Annotated in this window: 19 protein-coding genes and 1 pseudogene; 10 read left to right on the forward strand and 10 right to left on the reverse strand. The window is 41.8% G+C overall.

Annotated elements, in window-relative coordinates:
- Positions 1-242 precede the first annotated feature (242 nt).
- The 7 genes and pseudogenes from CC97_RS05500 to CC97_RS05525 all read right to left on the reverse strand — a co-directional run bounded on the left by CC97_RS05500 (position 243) and on the right by CC97_RS05525 (position 6,140).
- Complete coding sequence (locus tag CC97_RS05500; RefSeq protein ID WP_044974165.1) at positions 243-1,466, reverse strand: DUF6382 domain-containing protein; 1,224 nt, start codon at positions 1,464-1,466, stop codon at positions 243-245.
- 230 nt (positions 1,467-1,696) lie between these two features.
- Positions 1,697-3,104: pseudogene (locus CC97_RS05505) on the reverse strand (aminopeptidase).
- Positions 3,105-3,109: 5 nt separating this feature from the next.
- Positions 3,110-3,583 (reverse strand): dephospho-CoA kinase, encoded by a 474-nt coding sequence (gene coaE / locus CC97_RS20895; RefSeq protein ID WP_347493861.1) that lies wholly within the window; start codon positions 3,581-3,583, stop codon positions 3,110-3,112.
- Positions 3,558-3,752 carry a dephospho-CoA kinase gene (locus tag CC97_RS20900; RefSeq protein WP_242848133.1) on the reverse strand — a complete coding sequence of 65 codons (195 nt, stop codon included), beginning with the start codon at positions 3,750-3,752 and terminating at the stop codon, positions 3,558-3,560. Before CC97_RS20900 ends, coaE begins: the two co-directional genes overlap by 26 nt.
- On the reverse strand, positions 3,749-4,768 hold the full coding sequence (locus tag CC97_RS05515; protein WP_044976811.1) for an L-threonylcarbamoyladenylate synthase: 1,020 nt from the start codon (positions 4,766-4,768) through the stop codon (positions 3,749-3,751). The genes CC97_RS20900 and CC97_RS05515 overlap by 4 nt, the downstream gene beginning before the upstream one ends.
- 80 nt (positions 4,769-4,848) lie before the next feature.
- Positions 4,849-5,925, reverse strand: coding sequence for a peptide chain release factor 1 (gene prfA / locus CC97_RS05520; protein ID WP_044974166.1), 1,077 nt, complete (start codon positions 5,923-5,925; stop codon positions 4,849-4,851).
- Between the two features lie 14 nt (positions 5,926-5,939).
- The gene (locus CC97_RS05525) at positions 5,940-6,140 is read right to left on the reverse strand and encodes a DUF951 domain-containing protein (protein WP_044974167.1); all 201 of its coding nucleotides are present in this window, start codon (positions 6,138-6,140) and stop codon (positions 5,940-5,942) included.
- Between the two features lie 205 nt (positions 6,141-6,345).
- Here CC97_RS05525 and CC97_RS05530 point away from each other — a divergent pair, with 205 nt between their 5' ends.
- From CC97_RS05530 to CC97_RS05555, 7 genes are all read left to right on the forward strand, one after another.
- Positions 6,346-7,881 (forward strand): hypothetical protein, encoded by a 1,536-nt coding sequence (locus CC97_RS05530; RefSeq protein ID WP_044974168.1) that lies wholly within the window; start codon positions 6,346-6,348, stop codon positions 7,879-7,881.
- A gap of 147 nt (positions 7,882-8,028) precedes the next feature.
- The gene (locus tag CC97_RS05535; RefSeq protein ID WP_044974169.1) at positions 8,029-9,315 is read left to right on the forward strand and encodes a folylpolyglutamate synthase/dihydrofolate synthase family protein; all 1,287 of its coding nucleotides are present in this window, start codon (positions 8,029-8,031) and stop codon (positions 9,313-9,315) included.
- A complete protein-coding gene (locus CC97_RS05540) occupies positions 9,312-9,800 on the forward strand; it encodes an HD domain-containing protein (protein WP_044974170.1) in 489 nt (162 codons plus the stop codon). The genes CC97_RS05535 and CC97_RS05540 overlap by 4 nt, the downstream gene beginning before the upstream one ends.
- Positions 9,801-9,908: 108 nt before the next feature.
- Complete coding sequence (gene folP, locus CC97_RS05545) at positions 9,909-10,715, forward strand: dihydropteroate synthase (RefSeq protein ID WP_044974171.1); 807 nt, start codon at positions 9,909-9,911, stop codon at positions 10,713-10,715.
- A gap of 3 nt (positions 10,716-10,718) precedes the next feature.
- Entirely contained in the window at positions 10,719-11,288 is a 570-nt protein-coding gene (gene folB, locus CC97_RS05550; protein WP_347493490.1) for a dihydroneopterin aldolase, read from the forward strand.
- Positions 11,170-11,538, forward strand: coding sequence for a 2-amino-4-hydroxy-6-hydroxymethyldihydropteridine diphosphokinase (gene folK / locus CC97_RS21540; RefSeq protein WP_347493492.1), 369 nt, complete (start codon positions 11,170-11,172; stop codon positions 11,536-11,538). The genes folB and folK overlap by 119 nt, the downstream gene beginning before the upstream one ends.
- Positions 11,535-12,020 carry a dihydrofolate reductase gene (locus CC97_RS05555; protein WP_044974172.1) on the forward strand — a complete coding sequence of 162 codons (486 nt, stop codon included), beginning with the start codon at positions 11,535-11,537 and terminating at the stop codon, positions 12,018-12,020. Before folK ends, CC97_RS05555 begins: the two co-directional genes overlap by 4 nt.
- 208 nt (positions 12,021-12,228) lie before the next feature.
- Here the strand turns inward: CC97_RS05555 and CC97_RS05560 are convergent, their stop codons facing one another.
- Both CC97_RS05560 and add read right to left on the reverse strand, forming a co-directional pair.
- Complete coding sequence (locus CC97_RS05560; protein WP_044974173.1) at positions 12,229-13,026, reverse strand: amidohydrolase family protein; 798 nt, start codon at positions 13,024-13,026, stop codon at positions 12,229-12,231.
- A gap of 137 nt (positions 13,027-13,163) precedes the next feature.
- The gene (gene add, locus CC97_RS05565) at positions 13,164-14,084 is read right to left on the reverse strand and encodes an adenosine deaminase (protein WP_049962712.1); all 921 of its coding nucleotides are present in this window, start codon (positions 14,082-14,084) and stop codon (positions 13,164-13,166) included.
- Positions 14,085-14,386: 302 nt separating this feature from the next.
- On the opposite strand from add, the gene CC97_RS05570 reads away from it, so the two are divergent.
- The 3 genes from CC97_RS05570 to CC97_RS05580 all read left to right on the forward strand — a co-directional run bounded on the left by CC97_RS05570 (position 14,387) and on the right by CC97_RS05580 (position 18,843).
- Positions 14,387-15,886 carry an aminotransferase class I/II-fold pyridoxal phosphate-dependent enzyme gene (locus CC97_RS05570; RefSeq protein ID WP_081850002.1) on the forward strand — a complete coding sequence of 500 codons (1,500 nt, stop codon included), beginning with the start codon at positions 14,387-14,389 and terminating at the stop codon, positions 15,884-15,886.
- A 201-nt stretch (positions 15,887-16,087) separates the two neighbouring features.
- Positions 16,088-17,218 (forward strand): carbohydrate-binding domain-containing protein, encoded by a 1,131-nt coding sequence (locus CC97_RS18650; protein WP_049962713.1) that lies wholly within the window; start codon positions 16,088-16,090, stop codon positions 17,216-17,218.
- Positions 17,219-17,301: 83 nt separating this feature from the next.
- On the forward strand, positions 17,302-18,843 hold the full coding sequence (locus tag CC97_RS05580) for a helicase HerA-like domain-containing protein (protein ID WP_044974174.1): 1,542 nt from the start codon (positions 17,302-17,304) through the stop codon (positions 18,841-18,843).
- A gap of 99 nt (positions 18,844-18,942) precedes the next feature.
- On the opposite strand, the gene CC97_RS05585 is transcribed toward CC97_RS05580, so the two are convergent.
- Entirely contained in the window at positions 18,943-19,485 is a 543-nt protein-coding gene (locus tag CC97_RS05585; protein WP_044974175.1) for an inorganic diphosphatase, read from the reverse strand.
- Positions 19,486-19,493: the final 8 nt, after the last annotated feature.

The raw sequence follows: 19,493 nt of genomic DNA on the forward strand, positions 1-19,493 counted from the left end.
TTTGATTATAACACAAATTAAAAGAAAAATCCAGTAAGTATATATGATTTTATGAAAGTAAATTCACATTGATTTTAAAACTTCTGCTGTGTACACAGCAATTAAGAAAAACAGTCCTGCAGATCAGTATGGGATAACAAATCTTTCTGAAGGCATAAATAAAAAAGCACACAGGTTTAACAGAAAAAAACCGTGTGCCTTTAAGAAAGCACTGTTCAAATCGGAAATACGGCTTCACATGATCATAAGCTTAATCTGAATTCTTCATCGGCAAGTGTAATACGGCTGTTGTTACTCAGTCTGTATTCTTTCTTACCCTTAAGTTCCTGATCGTCGAGGTACGTATGATTAGTGGAATTGTTATCTGTTATGTAGAGCACGCCTTTTTTGTTTATAATATCAGCGTGTGCTCTGCTCACTGCACAGTTGTCAGTAATACAGTAGTCTGAAGTTCTGCTGTCAGAACCTATACGGAAACGCTTTCCCTTTATTTCTATTCTCTCATCATTAGATAATCTGATCAGCACCGGAGCAGTGTGTCCGGATCTGCTTCCGAGAACAACTGTACCGTTTCTGTCTTTCTCTCTGTTAAAATATCCTTCCTTTCCGTCACTGAACCCAGCCATAAGAGCATCGTCATCTGCAGATTCATCAGTACTGATACCTGCAGGATTTTTCTGTATTTTATTTTTCCTTCCGAGAAATCCGGAGAAAAAGCCTTTTATACTGCTATCCTCTTCCATTTCTTCGTCGGCAAAACTGTCAAGTGCTGAAACCGGACACGACGACTCATTTCTGAAAGAATCACTGTTTTCTGAATTGTTTTCCGAAAAGTTGTTTACCTGATGGTTTTCGAAAGATGTTTCAGCCAGCTGAACATTGTTTTCCGGGGTACAGTTCTGAACTGAATTTAAGTTTTCGCAGCTGTTCTCATCTGCTATCCTTCTGATAAACTCCGTATCACATGTATCATCGTTAAGTGCGCCGAGAATTTTTCCGATGTAATCACAGTTTTCTGTGCTGTCGAACTTTACACGGCATATGAAATTTTTCAGAAAATCCTTTGTCTGAACAGATTCACGTTCTGTTGTAACAAACGGAAATACACAGAGATGGAGTCTGCCGTTTTCTTCATCATAAAACATTTTATCAGCTTCAAGAATAACCGAACCAGAACTTATCATATAATCCGGACAGAGCGCCATAGCTTCAGTAACTGTACTGATAACTGAAAGGATCTCTTTCTTTGTAACTGTCCTTTCAAGCATTTCAGAAAGAGTTATAAACGGCGTTACATCATAACGAACAGTTGTAACGTCATCGAAATGCATTACTGAAAACGGAAGCATACCGGCTATGTCGTTGTTTTCAAGCATTCCCTGTGCAACTGTGTCGAGAACGGCACCTGCATCTGACTCGATAATAAAATAATTCTTTCTTTCGTCATTTTTTATATAGCTTCTCATAATAACATTAAATCTCCCTTACTGTAAAAAAACTGATTTCCTTTATTATACATCATCCTTTTAAAAAAGTCAAGACATTCCAAGGAATTTTTTTGTAGTTTTTCCGTGATGTATTAAATAGCTTAAAATACAGTTAAAGTGACAGTAAAAAAGCGAAAGTACCAGAATGTATCCATCAGTACTTTCGCTTATTATTATAGGAACCTGATCAGCGTTTACATAAGCAGCTTTCAGTCATCAATAAATGCTCTGAACGCCTTGTACGCCATATAAAGGTCAGCCTTTGCTATAACTTCGTAAGGTGCATGCATTGACAGTACAGGTACACCAACATCGATAACATCGACATTCATAGCCGCAATGTACATTGCAACTGTTCCGCCGCCGCCAGCATCTACCTTGCCAAGTTCGCCTGTCTGCCATATAACATTGTTTTTATTCATAAGAGTACGGATACGGCCGGTAAATTCCGCTGAAGCATCTGAAGTACCGTATTTGCCTCTCGAGCCAGTATACTTTGTAACAACAACACCGTAATTAATGTATGAAGCATTGTTCTTTTCCATTACACTCGGATATGTCGGATCAAATGCTGAATTAACATCAGCTGACAGACACTCTGAATTTGACAGAACAGTTGTTGCTCTTACACCGAAGTCAGCAGCAAGATCTTCAATAAAATATCTGAGGTAAGAAGAATTAAGTCCTGTATTGCCGTCGCTTCCTATCTCTTCCTTATCAGTCAGTACTGTAATGATAGTTTTTGAAGGTATCTTCTCAGTATTGAGTGCAGCCATAAGAGCCGGATAAGCACAAACCCTGTCGTCATGTCCGTATGCGCCTATCATGCTTCTGTCAAAAACCTATATCCTTAGCCCTGAATGCAGGAACTGCTTCAAGTTCAGCTGAAAGGAAATCCTCTTCCTTAATACCGTACTTTTCAAAAAGAATATTAAGGATATTGAGCTTGACAAGTTCACTTTCCTTGTCAGACTTAAACGGACGGGATCCGATTATTATGTTAAGGTTCTCACCTTCAATAACTGATGAACCGTTTTTCTTCATCTGTTCCGATGCAAGATGAGGAAGAAGATCGCTGATAACGAAAACAGGATCTGATTCGCTTTCACCTATATTGATGTCTGCCTGAGTTCCGTCGCTGAGTACAGCTACACCATGGAGAGCAAGAGGAATAGCTGTCCACTGATATTTCTTTATGCCGCCGTAGTAATGGGTTTTAAAAAGCGCTATTTCACTGTCTTCATATACCGGGCACTGCTTAAGGTCAAGACGAGGTGAATCGATATGCGCTGCATTGATGCGGACACCGTTTTTCACAGATTCACGGCCGATAACTGCAAGAATGACAGCCTTTCCCCTGTTATTTACAAACACCCTGTCACCAGGCTTAAGCTCAGATCCGGCCTGATACTCAGTGAACCCCTTTTCCGTTGCAGCAGACAGAGCAAATTTTACTGCTTCACGTTCTGTCTTGGCGTCATCGAGGAACTTCTTGTAATTTTCAGAAAAGGCATTGATCTTCTTTACCTCTTCTTCATCAATGAGCTGGTAAATATTTTTCTTTTTATAGAAAAGATTATCCTTCAGTTCTTTTTCAGGTGATTTTTCCTTACTCATTTAATTCACTCCAGATCTTTAAATTTATTCGAATAGTAACACTTGATTTTGTCAGACATTTCATTCACTATATCATCAAGTCCTGACATACCTTCATTATTTCGGATTATGAAATCTGAATTATCAACAAAGAACTTTTCATTATGCTGAGCACTCATTCTTGCTTTTGCCTGTTCTTCGCTGATATGATCTCTTTCTATAATTCTCTTGAGACGGGTAGCTTCGTCGGCAATCACTGAAATGATTATTTCACAGAAATCATCTGCACGGCTTTCGAAAAGAGTCGGAGCGTCGAGCAGTATGAGTTTCTTCCCTTCGGAAGAATTTGACCTGATCAGTGAAAGTATCTCCGAAGTGATGTGAGGATACATGATACTGTTGAGCTGTTCAAGTTTCTTTGGATTATTAAAGACAATATCCGCAAGTCTCTGTCTGTTCAGTGATTTGTCTTCTTTAAGTATTCCTGTCCCGAAAAAAATCGGTTACTTCACGAAGGCAGACGGAATCCGGCTGCATAATATTTCTGGCTATTTCATCCGCATTGATGACAGCGAAACCGTTTTCCATAAATTTTCTGCATGCAGTAGTCTTGCCTGAGCCTGTCTGTCCTGTAAGACCGACGACCATTACACCTTCCAAATGATTCACGTTTCCACCACCTCATATCCTGCAGCTCTGATAAGCCTGTTGTATACAGCGAGACCTACACCGTCCTTCTGAGGAGCTCTGACGTAAAGGTTCTTAACACCTTTTTCATCTGCTTCACGAAGTTTTGAGAATATCTGTTTAGCCTGTTCTTCAGAATCCGATCCGTAAGTCATATATTTAAAAGGAAAACCTTCAGCATCCTGATCATAAATAAGGCAGCACATACCTTCATCTTTTCTTGTGGCCGCATATTTAATAAAATGATCAAGATCACCGCAGACAAGAACAACTCTGGCTGCCGGTGAATAATGCTTGTATTTCATTCCCGGAGAACGTACTTCCTTTACTTCAGGAACAACATCAGAAAGAATGTTTTCATCTATAATTACTTCATCTACATATTTTCTGAGATCTTCAGCAGTAATGAAACCAGGTCTGAGTATACGAATTGAATCATATCCGTCAAAGCATATAACTGTCGATTCAACACCTACTGTACACTCGCCTCCGTCCACAACAGCTTCTATTCTTCCGTTCATATCTTTTCTGACATGCGCAAGCGTGGTCGGACTTGGAGAGCCTGAAAGATTCGCCGAAGGGGCGGCAAGAGGTTTGCCGACCAGATCAATGATCTTTCTCATGACCGGATGTGAAGGCATTCTTACGGCTACTGTATCGAGACCGCCGGTCACTATTTCCGGTACATTATTCTTTTTAGGAAGTATCATGGTAAGCGGTCCCGGCCAGAATGCTTCAGCAAGTCTGTACGCCGCCCGCGGGATGTCTTCAGTATATTTCTCCATCATACTCAGGCTGGTAACGTGAATGATAAGAGGATTGTCCGCCGGTCTGCCCTTTGCAGCAAAAACAGATGCCACCGCTTCACAGTTTGTAGCATCAGCAGCAAGTCCGTATACAGTTTCTGTAGGAAGCGCAACTACCTTTCCGCTTTTAAGAAGTGATGCAGCTTTTTCAAGGTCACTGTCCCTGTCAGTTAGACAAATAATATCTTTCATACTTACACTTTCCGATCCCATTGATTTTCCCGGATCCTGATCTCCTTCTTGAATAAAAGTATACCCCTTAAATCACTAAATCACTGTTCATTCTGTGACGCAAGCTTTGCAGCCTGGTCTGCAGTTGCAAGTGCGTCGATCACCTCATCAAGATGACCGTTGAGCACATCGTCTATTTTATATAAAGTAAGTCCGATACGGTGATCAGTTATGCGCCCCTGAGGAAAGTTGTATGTTCTTATCCTCTCTGATCTGTCTCCGGTACCTACCTGCATTTTTCTTTCAGATGCTATCTTGTCAGCCTGCTCCTGCTGTAAAGCTTCATAAAGTCTTGAACGAAGGATCTTCATGGCACGTTCCCTGTTCTTGAACTGGCTTCGTTCGTCCTGGCACTCTACCACTGTACCCGTCGGAAGATGGGTTATACGAACTGCAGATTCAGTTTTGTTGATGTGCTGACCACCGGCACCGCTGGCACGGAAAACATCTATTTTAAGTTCTGTCGGATTGATCTCAAGTTCAACTTCATCTGCCTCAACAAGTACTGCGACCGTAACTGTTGAAGTATGGATCCTTCCCTGTGATTCAGTTTCCGGAACACGCTGAACACGGTGTACACCGCTTTCATACTTGAAACGGGAATATGCCCCTTCACCTTCAATGGAAAAACTGATCTCCTTGAAGCCGCCGAGCTCAGTTTCATTCGAATTGAGGACCTCCTGCTTCCATCCGCGTGACTCTGCATACATAGTGTACATTCTGTAGAGGGAATTTGCAAACAGAGCAGCTTCCTCACCGCCTGCTCCGCCTCTTATTTCAATAATAACATTCTTTTCATCGTTAGGATCCTTAGGAAGGAGAAGAATACGCAGTTCATCAGTAAAACGCTCAATGTTTTCCTTCTGTTCCTCGAACTCGGTCTGAGCCATTTCCTTCATCTCGGCATCGAGTCCGCCTGCATCGAGCAGTTCCTTTGCCTCTTCAAAATTCTTCTTAGCGTTTAGGTACTCGTGGTATTTTTCCACTACCGGTGTAAGAGTCTTGTACTCTTTCATAAGCGAGGTGTACAGTTCAGTATTGCTTATGACGTCCGGGTCTGATAATTTCAGATTTATTTCATCAAATCTCTGTGAAGTAAATTTTAGCTTTTCAAACATTAATATTTATTCCTTTATAAGTTCTGATTTTCAGCATTTTCCCTGATAACGCTCTTGATCCTGCTTTCTATCCTGCTGCGCGGCACCATGAATTCTCTTGAACATCCAAGACATCTGAGTCTGAAATCGGCTCCGGATCTGATGACGAAGAACTCGTATTTTCCGCAGGGATGCGGTTTTTTCATTACAAGAATATCGCCCGGCTGAACATCCACAGTACCACTCCTTTCCGAGCATGTGCACATTATATTATAAACTATTTTTTCGAATTAAGCAATAATAAAAACAGATTTTTTAACTGTGAATGATAAAAAAATATCTTCATTATTTGTACTTTACAAGAATGATCATTTGTGGTATAATGATAAGTGTTCTGTCTGAACACAGAATAATAAGAATGTTTTTATTGAGGAGAAAAAAATGAACGAAAATGAAAAGTACCTCAATGTCACTCTCACCAACGCAAGAGAGGAACAAGAGGACGAACAGATCAGTATATCTATAGTAGGAATACTGAGAAATCTCAGAAGATTTTTTGCTTTATGGCTCGCGATAACTATAATCGCTTCAGTACTCGCTCTGGTAGGTACTGCACTCGTAAAACGCGACAGCTACAAGAAAACAGTTTCACTTGTAAGCTTCACATTCAGCGGAATAGAAAACGGTCTCGACCCTAAAGGCAATACATTCGACATAAACACACTGAAAAGCCCGCAGATAATCGAAAGTGCACTTGACGATCTCGGAATACCGTCTGAAAAACTTGAAGATATCAGAAAGAACATCTCTTTTGAAGCAATCAGACCGGAAGAAGAAGTTGAAAGACTCACAGCTTACAAAAACATCTTCGATGCCGGAACAGGCAATTCAATGAATGCGATTTCCGAACTTCTCAAAACCAATACTTATCCTTCTACTTATAAAGTATATTTTGACTATGCACCTACAGGTCTTACTGATACTGAAGCTGCATCAGTACTCAATACAATGCTTGAATGCTACAGCGAATACTTCATGGAAGCATACGGCTACAACAAGTCACTCGGAAGTTCGCTTGCTGCGCTTGACTACAAGGACTATGACTACGCTGAAGCAGTCGATGTATTCGATGATGCTCTCACGAAGATCTCAAACTATGTAAGCCAGGTCGAAAAGACAGAACTTCAGAACGGTTCATCAACTAATTCAAACCGTTTCCGTTCATCTGACACAGGCTACACATTCCCTGACCTTTCAGAAACGATCAGCACATTAAGATCTATTGATCTTGAAAGGATCTCTTCCTACGTTACTATCAATACAATAACAAAGGACAAGGATACTCTCCTTACAAACTACACATATCAGGTCGAACTTCTCGAAAGAAAGAAAGCTGTATGCAATGATACTCTTTCAACTATAAATGCTTCTATAAAAGGTTATCAGAAGAACACTGTAATGATCTACGGTTCTGATACTGACGATAAAAGAAACATGACAGCAACACAGGCATCTGAGGAATACGACAAGCTCTTCCAGAAGAAAGAAGAGATACAGAATGAACTTTCAGAAACAGTTCAGAAGATCAATCTTTACAACAAGAGAATCGAACGACTTAATTCCTCAACAACAGTAAATTCTGCTGCCAAGAAAGCCAAAGTTGAAGCTGATCTCGAAAAGCTCGACAAGCAGATCAAGTTACTTATCGATCTTGTAAACAGAACAACTGATGACTTCTACAGAACAGTAGTTTTCTCAAAGGCTTACAACATTCTTGTTCCTGCAAATTCATCAAACAGCAATTCAGCAACACGTGCTCTTACAGACGCCGTAATGCCGATTGCTATTGCTGATGCTATTATATTTGTCATTTACTTCGCAGTTGCATTCATTCTTTCATGCATTGAAGAATACGCAAAGGAAGATAAAAACAAGAAAAACAAAAAGGAAAAAAAACCTGAAGCTGCATCAAACTGATCAGTTATCATACCCGGTCTATAAACAGACCGGGTTTTATTTTTATATTGACATACTTTCAGAATGTATTGTATAATTATTGTGTATGAACTAACGAGACGGCGCTTCCCTGAACGCTGCCGGTAATATTACAGGAGAAGAGAAAAAATGAATTTTACAGAAACAGTTGATTACCTATCTTCAGCCGAACAATATGGAATAATCCCGGGACTTGACAGTATAAAAAGACTGTGTCATAAACTGTCCGATCCTCAGGACACTCTTAACATAATACACATTGCCGGCACAAACGGAAAAGGCTCGGCAGGTGCTTTCCTTGAAAGTATTCTCAGAAATGCCGGCTATAAAACGGGACGGTACGTTTCTCCTGCAGTTATGGACTATCTTGAAAAGATACAGTACTGCGGCAGAAACATTACGGAAAATGAGTACGCCGCAGCAGTTTCAAAAGTTAAAAAGGCAGCAGATGAAATAGTATCGGAAGGCTATCCTCACCCTACTGTTTTTGAACTTGAGACTGCAGCTGCTTTCTGCTTCTTTGCCGATCACGACTGTGATCTGATACTTCTTGAAGCCGGAATGGGCGGACGATCAGATGCCACAAACATCATAAGCAGCAGCGAACTTTCAATAATAACATCGATCAGTCTTGAACATACAAAATTTCTAGGAAACACGATTGAAGAAATTGCTGCCGAAAAAGGCGGCATCATAAAGCAGGGCGGCAGTGTTCTTACACTCATGCAGAATCAGGCAGTTACAGGTGTTCTGACAGATATATGCAGGGAACGCGGTGCAGATCTCAGCATTACCATGATCTACAATATCTCAGACTACAGTTTTACCGGAACGACTCAGACCTTTACATACCAGAACTTTAAAGATCTTAAAATACATCTTCTCGGCAAATATCAGACTGAAAACGCAGCTTTAGCTGTAGATGCATGCAGCATATTAAACAACAAGGGATATGTTATCACTGAAGACAATATCCGTGAAGGTCTTTCGAAAACAGTATGGCCGGGACGCTTTGAAGTAATAAGGGAATCCTCGCCTATGTTCATTATAGACGGTGCGCATAATGTTTCCGCTGCAAGAAGGCTCAGGGAAACAATTGATATCTGTTTCACCGAAAGACACATAACATATATAATGGGAACATTCAAAGACAAGGAATATTCTGAGATAGCAAGATATACTACCAAGCGTGCAGATATGGTCTATACTGTAAGTACAGAAGGAAAACGCGGTCTTGATGCTGAAAAACTTGCGGAGGCTGTAAAACCATACAACAGCAATGTAAAACCGGTCTCATCTGTCGCTGAAGCGGTTTCAAAATGTCTTGAAGATAACTGTGACATTGTCATAGCCTTTGGTTCCCTCTCATTCTTAAAGAAAATCAGAGACTGCGTAAACGGAGCAAAAGATAAATGAATCTTAAATACCAGAGGATCTTAAAGAACAGATCCTATATCACCATTATTAAAAACATTGAAATCCGGGAAAGAAACAGATTTTTCTGTCGTCACGGTATGGAGCACCTTATTTCAGTAGCAAGAATAGCATACATTATTTCCCTTGAGGAAAAGGTATCAATCTCAAAAGACATCATCTACGCTGCTTCCCTGCTCCATGACATAGGCAGATACGAAGAATACGAAACCGGTCGTTCACACAATGAAGCCGGTGCCGAAAAAGCGGAAGCCATTCTTCTTGAATGCGGTTATTCTGATGATGAAATAAAAGAAATTACCGCTGCTATACGCACACACGGTCACGACGGTTATCCTGAAAAGGCATCTCCTCTTGAACGGCTTCTGTGTATGGCAGACAAACTTTCGCGAACATGCTTTAACTGTCCTGCTCACGAAGAATGCAACTGGTCAGCAGATAAAAAAAATGAAACGCTGTTTTACTGATAATGTACCCTCAGAAGATCATTATCACGTAAACTGACATATATCCGGAAAGCAGAACGGGTTCTGCTGATCCCGGAACAGCAAATACTCCAAGGAAGTGCATACACTATGATTATCGGAAACAAAAACTTTGAAGGACACACCTACATAATGGGCATACTTAACATGACACCTGATTCTTTCTCGGACGGAGGAAAATTCAACACGGTTGATTCTGCCCTTAAGCACACTGAACAGATGATAGCAGAAGGTGCGGACATTATCGACGTAGGCGGTGAATCCACAAGACCGGGTTATGTCCACATTACACCGGAAGAAGAAACGGAAAGGGTCTGTCCTGTAATTGAAAAGATAAGAGCTAACTTCGATGTTCCTGTCTCCGTTGATACTTACCATTATCAGACCGCTGAAGCAGCTGTTAAATCAGGTGCTCATCTGATAAACGACATCTGGGGATTCAGATATGATAACGGTGAAATGGCTGCTGTTGCTGCAAAATACGGAGTTCAGGTCTGTCTTATGCATAACAGAAAAGTCCCTGAATACGGTGACTTTTTAAACGATGTTGTAAACGACCTTGCCGAAAGCATAAGAATTGCGGAAAAAGCCGGCGTTGACAGAAATAACATCCTTACAGACCCGGGAATCGGTTTTGCAAAGAGTTTTGAACAGAATCTTGAACTGACAAATCATCTTGAAGTACTTGACAGGCTCGGACTTCCGGTACTTCTCGGTACATCAAGAAAGTCGATGATCGGTCTTGCACTGGATCTCCCGTCTGATCAGAGAATTGAAGGAACTCTTGTCACGACAGTAATTGCAGTGCAGAAAAACTGCCTGTTTGTCCGTGTACATGACATAAAGGAAAACAAGCGTGCGATAACAATGACTGAAAAAATAACTGGAAAGATTTAAACTATGGACATTATTAAAATAAAAAACCTCGAAGTATTCTCAAACCACGGCGTTCTTAAGGAAGAAAATGTTCTCGGACAGAAATTTCTTATTTCTGCCGACATTTATCTTGATACACGGAAAGCCGGAACCACAGATGACTTAAACGAATCAGTGAATTATTCTGAGATCTGTCATCTCGTCAAGAATATAATGGAGAACAACACTTTCAAGCTTATAGAAACAGCAGCTGAAAAGCTTGCAACTGCCATACTTCTCGAATATGGTCTTATAAAAAAGATCGTACTTGAAGTAAAGAAGCCGTGGGCTCCTATTCTCCTTCCGCTTGAATATGTCAGTGTGACCGTGGAAAGAAAATGGCATAAGGTTTTTCTTTCTCTTGGTTCAAACATGGGCGACAGAGAAAAATATCTTAATGATGCAATTCAGTTTTTAAAAGACAGCAAATACTGCCGTGACATTAAAGTTTCTTCATTTATCGAAACTGAACCATACGGCAACACTGAACAGGACAGTTTTCATAAACTGCTGTGTAAGTCTCGAGACCCTGTACTCCCCTCACGAACTTCATGAAGTTACTTCTCAGGCTGAACAGAATGCAGACAGAAAAAGACTTATCCACTGGGGTCCGAGAACTCTTGATGTAGATATAGTTTTATTTGATGATCTGGTAATGCACGATGAAACACTGACTATTCCACATATCGATATGGCAAACAGAGAATTCGTTCTGAAGCCTCTCGCAGAGCTTGATCCGTATGCTGTGAACCCTGCGCTCGGAAAAACAGCTGCTGCTTTGCTCGCTGATCTTAAAAAGTCATGATAATAATTGCATGTGCCGACAGAGAATGGGGAATCGGACGCGGCGGCGATCTGCTTTTTAATATTCCCGAAGACATGGAATTTTTTAAAACCGCCACCAGAGGAAAAACAGTGGTAATGGGTCGTAAAACTTTTGATTCTTTACGAATAAAACCTCTTCCCGGAAGAAGGAACATAGTTCTTACCAGAAGTGAAAGCTTCTCGTTTGAAGGGATTGAGACCGTTCATTCGTTAGACGAACTTTTCTCACTTCTTGAAAACACACCGCAGAATGATGTTTTTGTTATCGGCGGTTCAAATGTATACAGACAACTTCTGAAATACTGTGATACAGCACTGATCACAAAGGTATCTGCTTACGGAAAGGCTGACAGTTTCATTGTCAATTTCGATAAACTCTCCGGCTGGAAAAAAGAAAGTGCCTCAGAGCTGAAGAACCGGAACGGAACCGAATATCAGTTTGTTAAATACGTAAGACAATAATAATGACCCTCAGGTAACAGAAAAGCTCCTGCTAAACTTAAGGAAACGCTGATTTATTCATAAATCAGCGTGGGGCTCCGGGGCGAATCCCCGCAAATCCCACCTTCGGAAATCCGGCTTCGCCGGATTTCCGGTTTAATCAGTGTTTCCTTAAAATGAAAATAAGTTTAGCAGGAGCTGTTTTATTGTGTTTTAAAGCCGTACCGTATCAGATATTCTTTCCGTACTTCCTAAGAAGATTTTCCATATTCTCGTGGAGAATAAGCTCGCGTTCCTCAGCTGTAAGCGGAAGCTTCGAGAAAAGTTCAAGTTCGTCACTCATGTTCCACATAGGAAAATCAGTACCGAACAGAATATGGTCAGCACCGAAAGCATCAACCATGTTTCTTACTTCCTCAGGAGTAAGCTTGTAGAGCGAACTTGAAGTATCAACATAGACTTTTCTCCCTTTGTACGCTTCAGGTGTTCTCTCCCACTCTGACCATCCGCCGAAATGTGAAGCGATAACGTCAAGGTTCGGGAAAAGGTCCATTACCTTTGCCATCTTCTCAGGTTTTGACCATCCTGTGCGGTAGTCACCGGTATGGAAAAGGATCGGCATTTTACCTTCAGCTGCTCTGTATATCTCAAAGGCTTTTTCATCGTCTATGTCAAACCGCTGGAAATCAGGATGAAGCTTAATACCCACAAGTCCCATTTCACGTGCTCTTTCAAGTTCTGCTTCTATTCCCTGAAAATCAGGATGCATAGCACAGAAACCGATGAGTTTATCGCCGTGCTTTCTTACATTTTCACCAAGAAAATTATTGATACTTGCAACCTGTTCAGGTACAGTAGCAACAGACAGGATGACAAATTTGTCTATTCCTGCTTTTCTGCCTTCAGCAAAAACGGTATCAAGCTTTCCGTCGTGTCTCATCGGAAGGTCGTAGAATTTTCCTATTCCTGCAACGGCCTTCTCAGCAATTTTATCTGGAAAAATGTGAACATGCGAATCGATTATCATTAAAAACGCTCCCTGTAATATATTATTGGAAAAATGATCACAGATACTTATTCAGATCATCTTCAATTTTCTTTAAGCATTTTTCTTTAAGTGTATCATCGGCAAATGACGCTGTTACAGAATTTACAAGCAGCGTTTTAAGTTCCGGCACGCCAAATCCAAATGCTTTTACTGTTTTTTTTCAGTTCATTTTTTATATCAGTGGACGATACGCTCATATTGTCGGTATTTATCGTAACTCTGATCCCCTGCTCCATGAATTTTCTTACGGGAAGTTCAGAAACATTCTGAACCACGCAGGTGTTGATGTTGCTCGTCGGACATATCTCAAGCGGGATGTCCTTTTCCTTCAGAAGACTGACAACATTTTCATCTTCTGCAGAGCGTACTCCGTGGCCGATGCGGTCTGCACCGTTTTCAAGAGCAGTCCGCACACTCCCTGCTCCGAGCGCTTCACCGGAATGAACTGTAAGTTTTACGCCAAGACGACCGGCTTCATCAAAAATACTGATATAATTTTCATTTGGAAACAGAGCTTCCGCACCCGCAAGATCGCAGGCACATACTCCCTTGTTCTGAAATTCCGAAGAAAGTCTTACTGTTTCAAGATTTTCGACACTGTTGTCTTTCCCGTCACGCATGCAGCATAGGATAAGTCCTGCACTGAAACCAGATCTCCTGATACCGTCAAGCACAGCCATAACAGCTTCTTTCTGGGTAAGTCCTTTTTCACAGTGCTTCTGCGGTGCAAAACGGATCTCGGCATACATAAGCCCCTGTTCCGCAAGAGTAATGCACAGATCGTACGCCGCAGCACCGAGACTTTCCTTCGACTGCATAAGAGATACCGGAAGCGAAAAGCGCTCGAGATATTCATTAAGATCGGCACAGTCTTCCGAGACCATCAGCATATTTCTCAGTATTTCGTCGTCATCGGGCAGAGATACTTTTTCGATCGCTGCAAGGCGGCGGGCCGAAGCGACAGAAACTGAACCGTCCAGATGAAGATGAAGATCGGCAAGACACTGTAAAGAGTCGATAATACTGCATATATCCATTGTTATTCCACCGTCCTCCTGTAATATTACTTAAATATACAAATGAAGCACTGACTGAACAGCACCTGAGTCCGGGGATACACCCCATAACCCTGATTCTGCATAACCGCCGGAAGCGTTTATGCAATCACATACTTTATTATAGCACTTTAAAGCGGAAATAACAAGAAATTATTTTTATATTTTTTCGAAAATACTATTGAACTTTTCTATAACTGGTGATATAATAGAATTCAGAGATTGAACTCGAAATTGAACTTTCGGGTGCTTAAAATTGAACTTTCTAATTAAAGGTAATTTTTATGAGTGATAATCTTTTTTCAGAACGTCTGAAAGAGAAAATGAAAGAACGCTCTCTCAGACAGATCGATCTTTTAAAGGCCGCGGAAAAAAGCGGAATCAAACTTGGAAAAAGTCACATCAGCCAGTACGTAAGCGGTAAAACAGTTCCGCGTGATAATATAATCAGCTTCCTTGCGGAGGTTCTTGATACTGATCCTGAATGGCTTAAAGGAAACAACATTTCAGACAAGGCAGACAAAAGTCCCGTCGTGACTGAAAAGAAAACTACAGGGGGAACCAAAATGAAAACATTCGGTAAATCATCAAAGCTTGAAAACGTACTTTACGACGTAAGAGGTCCTGTCGTTGACGAAGCAGCAAAAATGGAGAAGTCAGGTACTCAGGTACTCAAGCTCAACATCGGAAACCCTGCTCCGTTCGGTTTCAAGGCTCCTGATGAAGTTATATATGACATGCAGACACAGCTTACTTCCTGCGAAGGCTATTCTGATTCAAAGGGACTTTTTTCAGCCAGAAAAGCTGTAATGCAGTACTATCAAAACAAAAATATTGACGGTGTTACTATCGACGACATTTATACAGGCAACGGTGTAAGCGAACTCATCAATCTTTCCATGCAGGCTCTTCTCGACGACGGCGATGAAGTACTCGTTCCTTCACCTGACTACCCTCTCTGGACTGCATGTGTAACTCTTGCAGGCGGTAAGGCTGTTCACTACATCTGTGATGAACAGTCAGACTGGTACCCTGACATTGAAGACATGAAAAACAAGATCTCTTCAAGAACCAAGGCTATCGTCATCATCAACCCTAACAACCCTACCGGTGCTCTTTATCCAAAGGAACTCCTTGAACAGATAGTTGAACTTGCAAGAGAAAACCAGCTTATCATCTTCTCTGATGAAATATATGACAGACTTATCATGGACGGCGAAAAGCACGTTTCCATTGCTTCACTCGCTCCTGATCTTTTCTGCGTAACATTCAGCGGCCTTTCAAAGTCACACATGATCGCCGGTTACAGAATCGGATGGATGGTACTCTGCGGCAACAAGAAGATCGCTGCAGACTACATTCAGGGGCTGAACATGCTCTCCAACATGAGACTCTGCTCAAACGTTCCTGCTCAGTCAATCGTTCAGACTTCCCTTGGCGGATACCAGAGCGTTGAAAACTACATCAAGCCGGGCGGACGTATTTATGAGCAGCGTGATTTCATTTACAAGGCACTCAACGATATTCCTGGTATATCAGCTGTAAAGCCGAAGGCTGCTTTCTACATCTTCCCGAAAATAGATGTACAGAAGTTCAATATCACAAATGACGAACAGTTTGCTCTTGATCTTCTTCGCGAAAAGCACATACTCATTATTCACGGAAGCGGATTCAACTGGGCACAGCCTGACCACTTCAGAGTTGTTTATCTCCCGAGGATCGAAGTGCTCGAGGAAGCATCATTCAAACTCGGTGAATTCCTTTCAACATACAGACAACAGTAAAAACATGTTATATCACCTTTTACAGAAGCTGTTTTTCCGTACGGATGAACAGCTTCTGTATTTTTATGTTGCAAATTTCATGTATTTCGATTATAATTATAGTAAACGTCTGACTGATTCCGGCGTTTAATGATAAGATAACCGTACCATAAATAAACGGGGATTACTGAAACAGAAATATATGATAAAGGCGGTTCAATTATGAAAAACAGAAAACCACTCTGCGTTACTGCATTATTTTGTACGGCTGCGCTTCTCGCTTCCTGCGGGTCTGCAGGCGAAGAAACATCAGAAGGTACTGCCCAGGCAGAGACTTCCGTTTCTGTCACTGATGTTTCTCAGACAGAAGTTTCTGAAACAGGCACGGTGACAACAGTGTCGGAAACAGTATCTGAAACAGACGCAGCCGTTTCAGATACCAGTACTTCTGAAACCAGCACAAGCGTTTCAGAGACAGTGGGCTCAGTTTCTGAAACCCGAACTGCTGAAACAGCTGCAGAAACAAAAAACGAACAGGGATCTGAAGGCGGCAGTTCAGGAAACGAAAACTCCGGACAGGAAGCAGCCACTGAAAAGCCTGCCGAACCGGAACCTGAACCGGAGCCGGAACCTGAAAGCGGCGATGCTGTCATTGAACTTAAAGGTGATACGGCAGAATCATCATCGTCAAAAGTTTCTGTAAACGGTTCTGAAGTTACTATAAAGGCGGAAGGCACTTATAAAATTTCCGGTACACTCAACGGATGTATTGTAGTCGCTGCTCCTAAAGATGCAAAGGTAGATATTGAACTTAACGGTGTTAATATATGCAATTCAAACGGTTCTGCTGTCAGAGTGGACACCGCTGATAAAGTAAAGATCATATCAGCTTCCGGTTCGGATAATTCACTTTCGGACGGAGGTTCTTCAGAAGCGTGTATCTTCAGCAAGGAAGATATCACACTCAAGGGCGACGGTGTTATAAGAATAAACGGCAATGTAAAAAATGCTGTTCAGAGCAAAAACACTCTTAAAATTACCGGCGGTACACTCGAAGTAAGTTCTCAGAACAACGGACTTGTAGGAAAAGACAAAGTTGCCGTAGAAGCCGGACAGATAACCATAAACTGTGCACGTGACGCATTAAAGGCAACCAATGATTCTGACGCAGGCAAAGGTGTCGTTTACGTCACCGGCGGCAGCATAAACATCTCTGCCGGAGATGATATCATACAGGCAATTTCCGAAGTAACCGTAAACAACTGCAGCATAAATGCAAAGTTTGAAGGCAAAAAAGCCAACTGTCCGGGAGCAGTAAATGTTGACGAAGGCTGTATAACAAAGATAAAATAAAGGCTTTCAGCCTGTATTAAAAAACAAGTGAAGGCAGGATCCTTCTGTCTTCACTTTAATAAATTTCACGGGAGAAAAAAGATATGTTTGAAAACAATAATATTTACATGGGACTTTCAGAAAAAGGCGAACGCGTTTACATGAATCTTTCCCAGTGCAACAGACACGGACTCATAGCCGGTGCCAGCGGTACCGGTAAAACAATTACTATGAAGGTAATGGCTGAATCATTCTCAGCTGCCGGGGTTCCTGTTCTGCTGTGTGACATCAAGGGTGACGTATCAGGTCTTGCTGAACCGGGTACAGACAATGAAGGTATGCAGAAAAGAATTGAAAAATTCGGAATAAAGGATAGCTTCAGCTACCGCTCCTATCCGACTGTATTCTACGATATCTACTCAAAAGGCGGTCATCCGGTTCGTGCGACTGTTTCTGACGTCGGTCCTTCCCTGCTCGCTCAGCTCATGGAACTTTCAGATGTTCAGACCGGCGTGCTCATGACTGTTTTCAGGATCGCTGATGACAAGGGACTGAAGATCATTGACCTTAAGGATCTTCGTGCCGTTCTTAACTACGTTTCCGAGCACCGCACTGAATATACCACAACATACGGCAACATAGCAACACAGAGTATCGGTGCCATCACAAGAGCGATAATCCCTCTTGAAAACGAAGGCGGAAATGATTTCTTCGGTGAACCTGCTCTTGATATACGTGACTGGATAAGGTGCGCAAACGACGGACGCGGTATCATCAATATACTTCACTGTGTCGATGTTATCCGTTCACCGCGTATCTACGCCACCTTCCTTCTCTGGATGATGGCTGAGATGTTTGAGGTACTTCCTGAAGCCGGCGACGGTGAAAAGCCGAAGATCGTAATGTTCTTCGATGAAGCTCACATTCTCTTCAAGAACACACCTAAAGCTCTGGTTGATTCTATCGAACAGACTGTAAAGCTCATCCGTTCCAAGGGAGTCGGCATTTACTTTGTAACTCAGTCACCTGCTGACATCCCTAATCAGGTACTTGCACAGCTTTCAAACCGTGTTCAGCACGCTCTGCGCGCATACACACCTGCTGAACAGAAGGCAGTCAAGGCTGCTGCACAGTCATTCCGTACAAACCCTGACTTCAAAACTGAAGACGCTATTCTTGAACTCGGTACTGGTCATGCGCTTACTTCATTCCTTGATGAAGACGGATCACCGCAGATAGTTCAGAAAACAGCGATCATCTGTCCGGAAAGTCTTATGGGACCATGCAGTGACAGCACACGTTCACGCTGCATTTCCGATTCACCTGTCGCAGGCAAGTACGATAACTATGTTGACAACGAAAGTGCATACGAAGTTCTCGAAAAGCAGAACGCTGCTGCTGCCGAAGCCGAGGCTCTCCGCAAGGAAAAGGAAGCGCTTGAAGCTGAACTGGAAAAGATGAGAAAAGAACAGGAAAAAGCAGCTGAAGCCGCTCAGAAAAAGGCAGAACGTGAAGCTGAGAAGAAAAAGGAAGCTGACAAAAAGAAAGCCGACAGAAGAAAGGCAAAGATCGAATCCCAGCTCATTTCAACCGGCGGTTCACTTTTAAGACGCGGCATTCTCGGAATACTCAAAGGTAAGAAATAAAAACAACGGGACAGATAATTTTTTTATCTGTCCCGTTGCTTTATAGTAAATGATAAAATTTATATGAATAAATCAGTTTGCCCTTAAGTGCGGATATTATCAGTAAACTCCGCCGCAGAACTTATCCTTGTAATTATGCATAGCATTTTCTATAACTGCAACAGCCTCTTCAGGTCCGCCTATGTTCTTTACTTCGGTGATCTTCTGGTTTTCGAGCTGCTTGTAAACAGAAAAGAAATGTTTGAGTTCCCCGAAAATATGTGACGGAAGCTCATTTACATCCTTGTATCCTGAATATGTCGGATCTCCGAACGGAATAGCTATGATCTTTTCATCGCCCATACCGCCGTCTTCCATATACATAACACCGATAGGATAGCTTCTTACAAGAGTCAGAGGTTCAATTCGTTCCGAACAGAGCAGAAGTACGTCAAGCGGGTCCTTGTCATCGCCGAATGTTCTCGGAATGAATCCGTAGTTCATCGGATAATGTGTTGCCGTAAAAAGAATTCGGTCAAGCATCAGCATGCCGGTTTTCTTGTCAAGTTCATATTTCTGATTGCAGCCTTTTGAGATCTCAATTACTGAAATAAAGTCGCGTGGTTTGATTCTGCCTTCATCGATATCGTGCCATATATTCATTTGACCAT

Source organism: Ruminococcus sp. HUN007 (assembly GCF_000712055.1).
Classification (GTDB): domain Bacteria; phylum Bacillota; class Clostridia; order Oscillospirales; family Ruminococcaceae; genus HUN007.

Excerpts from the sequence above, each read along its gene's own strand:
- CC97_RS05540 (WP_044974170.1), top strand. The coding sequence starts at position 9,312 with ATGAATCTTAAATACCAGAGGATCTTAAAGAACAGATCCTATATCACC.
- CC97_RS05570 (WP_081850002.1), top strand. The coding sequence starts at position 14,387 with ATGAGTGATAATCTTTTTTCAGAACGTCTGAAAGAGAAAATGAAAGAA.
- CC97_RS05580 (WP_044974174.1), top strand. The coding sequence starts at position 17,302 with ATGTTTGAAAACAATAATATTTACATGGGACTTTCAGAAAAAGGCGAA.
- CC97_RS05555 (WP_044974172.1), top strand. The coding sequence starts at position 11,535 with ATGATAATAATTGCATGTGCCGACAGAGAATGGGGAATCGGACGCGGC.
- CC97_RS05585 (WP_044974175.1), bottom strand. The coding sequence starts at position 19,485 with ATGAATATATGGCACGATATCGATGAAGGCAGAATCAAACCACGCGAC.
- folP (WP_044974171.1), top strand. The coding sequence starts at position 9,909 with ATGATTATCGGAAACAAAAACTTTGAAGGACACACCTACATAATGGGC.
- CC97_RS05530 (WP_044974168.1), top strand. The coding sequence starts at position 6,346 with ATGAACGAAAATGAAAAGTACCTCAATGTCACTCTCACCAACGCAAGA.
- add (WP_049962712.1), bottom strand. The coding sequence starts at position 14,084 with ATGGATATATGCAGTATTATCGACTCTTTACAGTGTCTTGCCGATCTT.
- CC97_RS18650 (WP_049962713.1), top strand. The coding sequence starts at position 16,088 with ATGAAAAACAGAAAACCACTCTGCGTTACTGCATTATTTTGTACGGCT.
- prfA (WP_044974166.1), bottom strand. The coding sequence starts at position 5,925 with ATGTTTGAAAAGCTAAAATTTACTTCACAGAGATTTGATGAAATAAAT.
- folB (WP_347493490.1), top strand. The coding sequence starts at position 10,719 with ATGGACATTATTAAAATAAAAAACCTCGAAGTATTCTCAAACCACGGC.
- CC97_RS05535 (WP_044974169.1), top strand. The coding sequence starts at position 8,029 with ATGAATTTTACAGAAACAGTTGATTACCTATCTTCAGCCGAACAATAT.
- CC97_RS05515 (WP_044976811.1), bottom strand. The coding sequence starts at position 4,768 with ATGAAAGATATTATTTGTCTAACTGACAGGGACAGTGACCTTGAAAAA.
- CC97_RS05500 (WP_044974165.1), bottom strand. The coding sequence starts at position 1,466 with ATGAGAAGCTATATAAAAAATGACGAAAGAAAGAATTATTTTATTATC.
- CC97_RS05560 (WP_044974173.1), bottom strand. The coding sequence starts at position 13,026 with ATGATAATCGATTCGCATGTTCACATTTTTCCAGATAAAATTGCTGAG.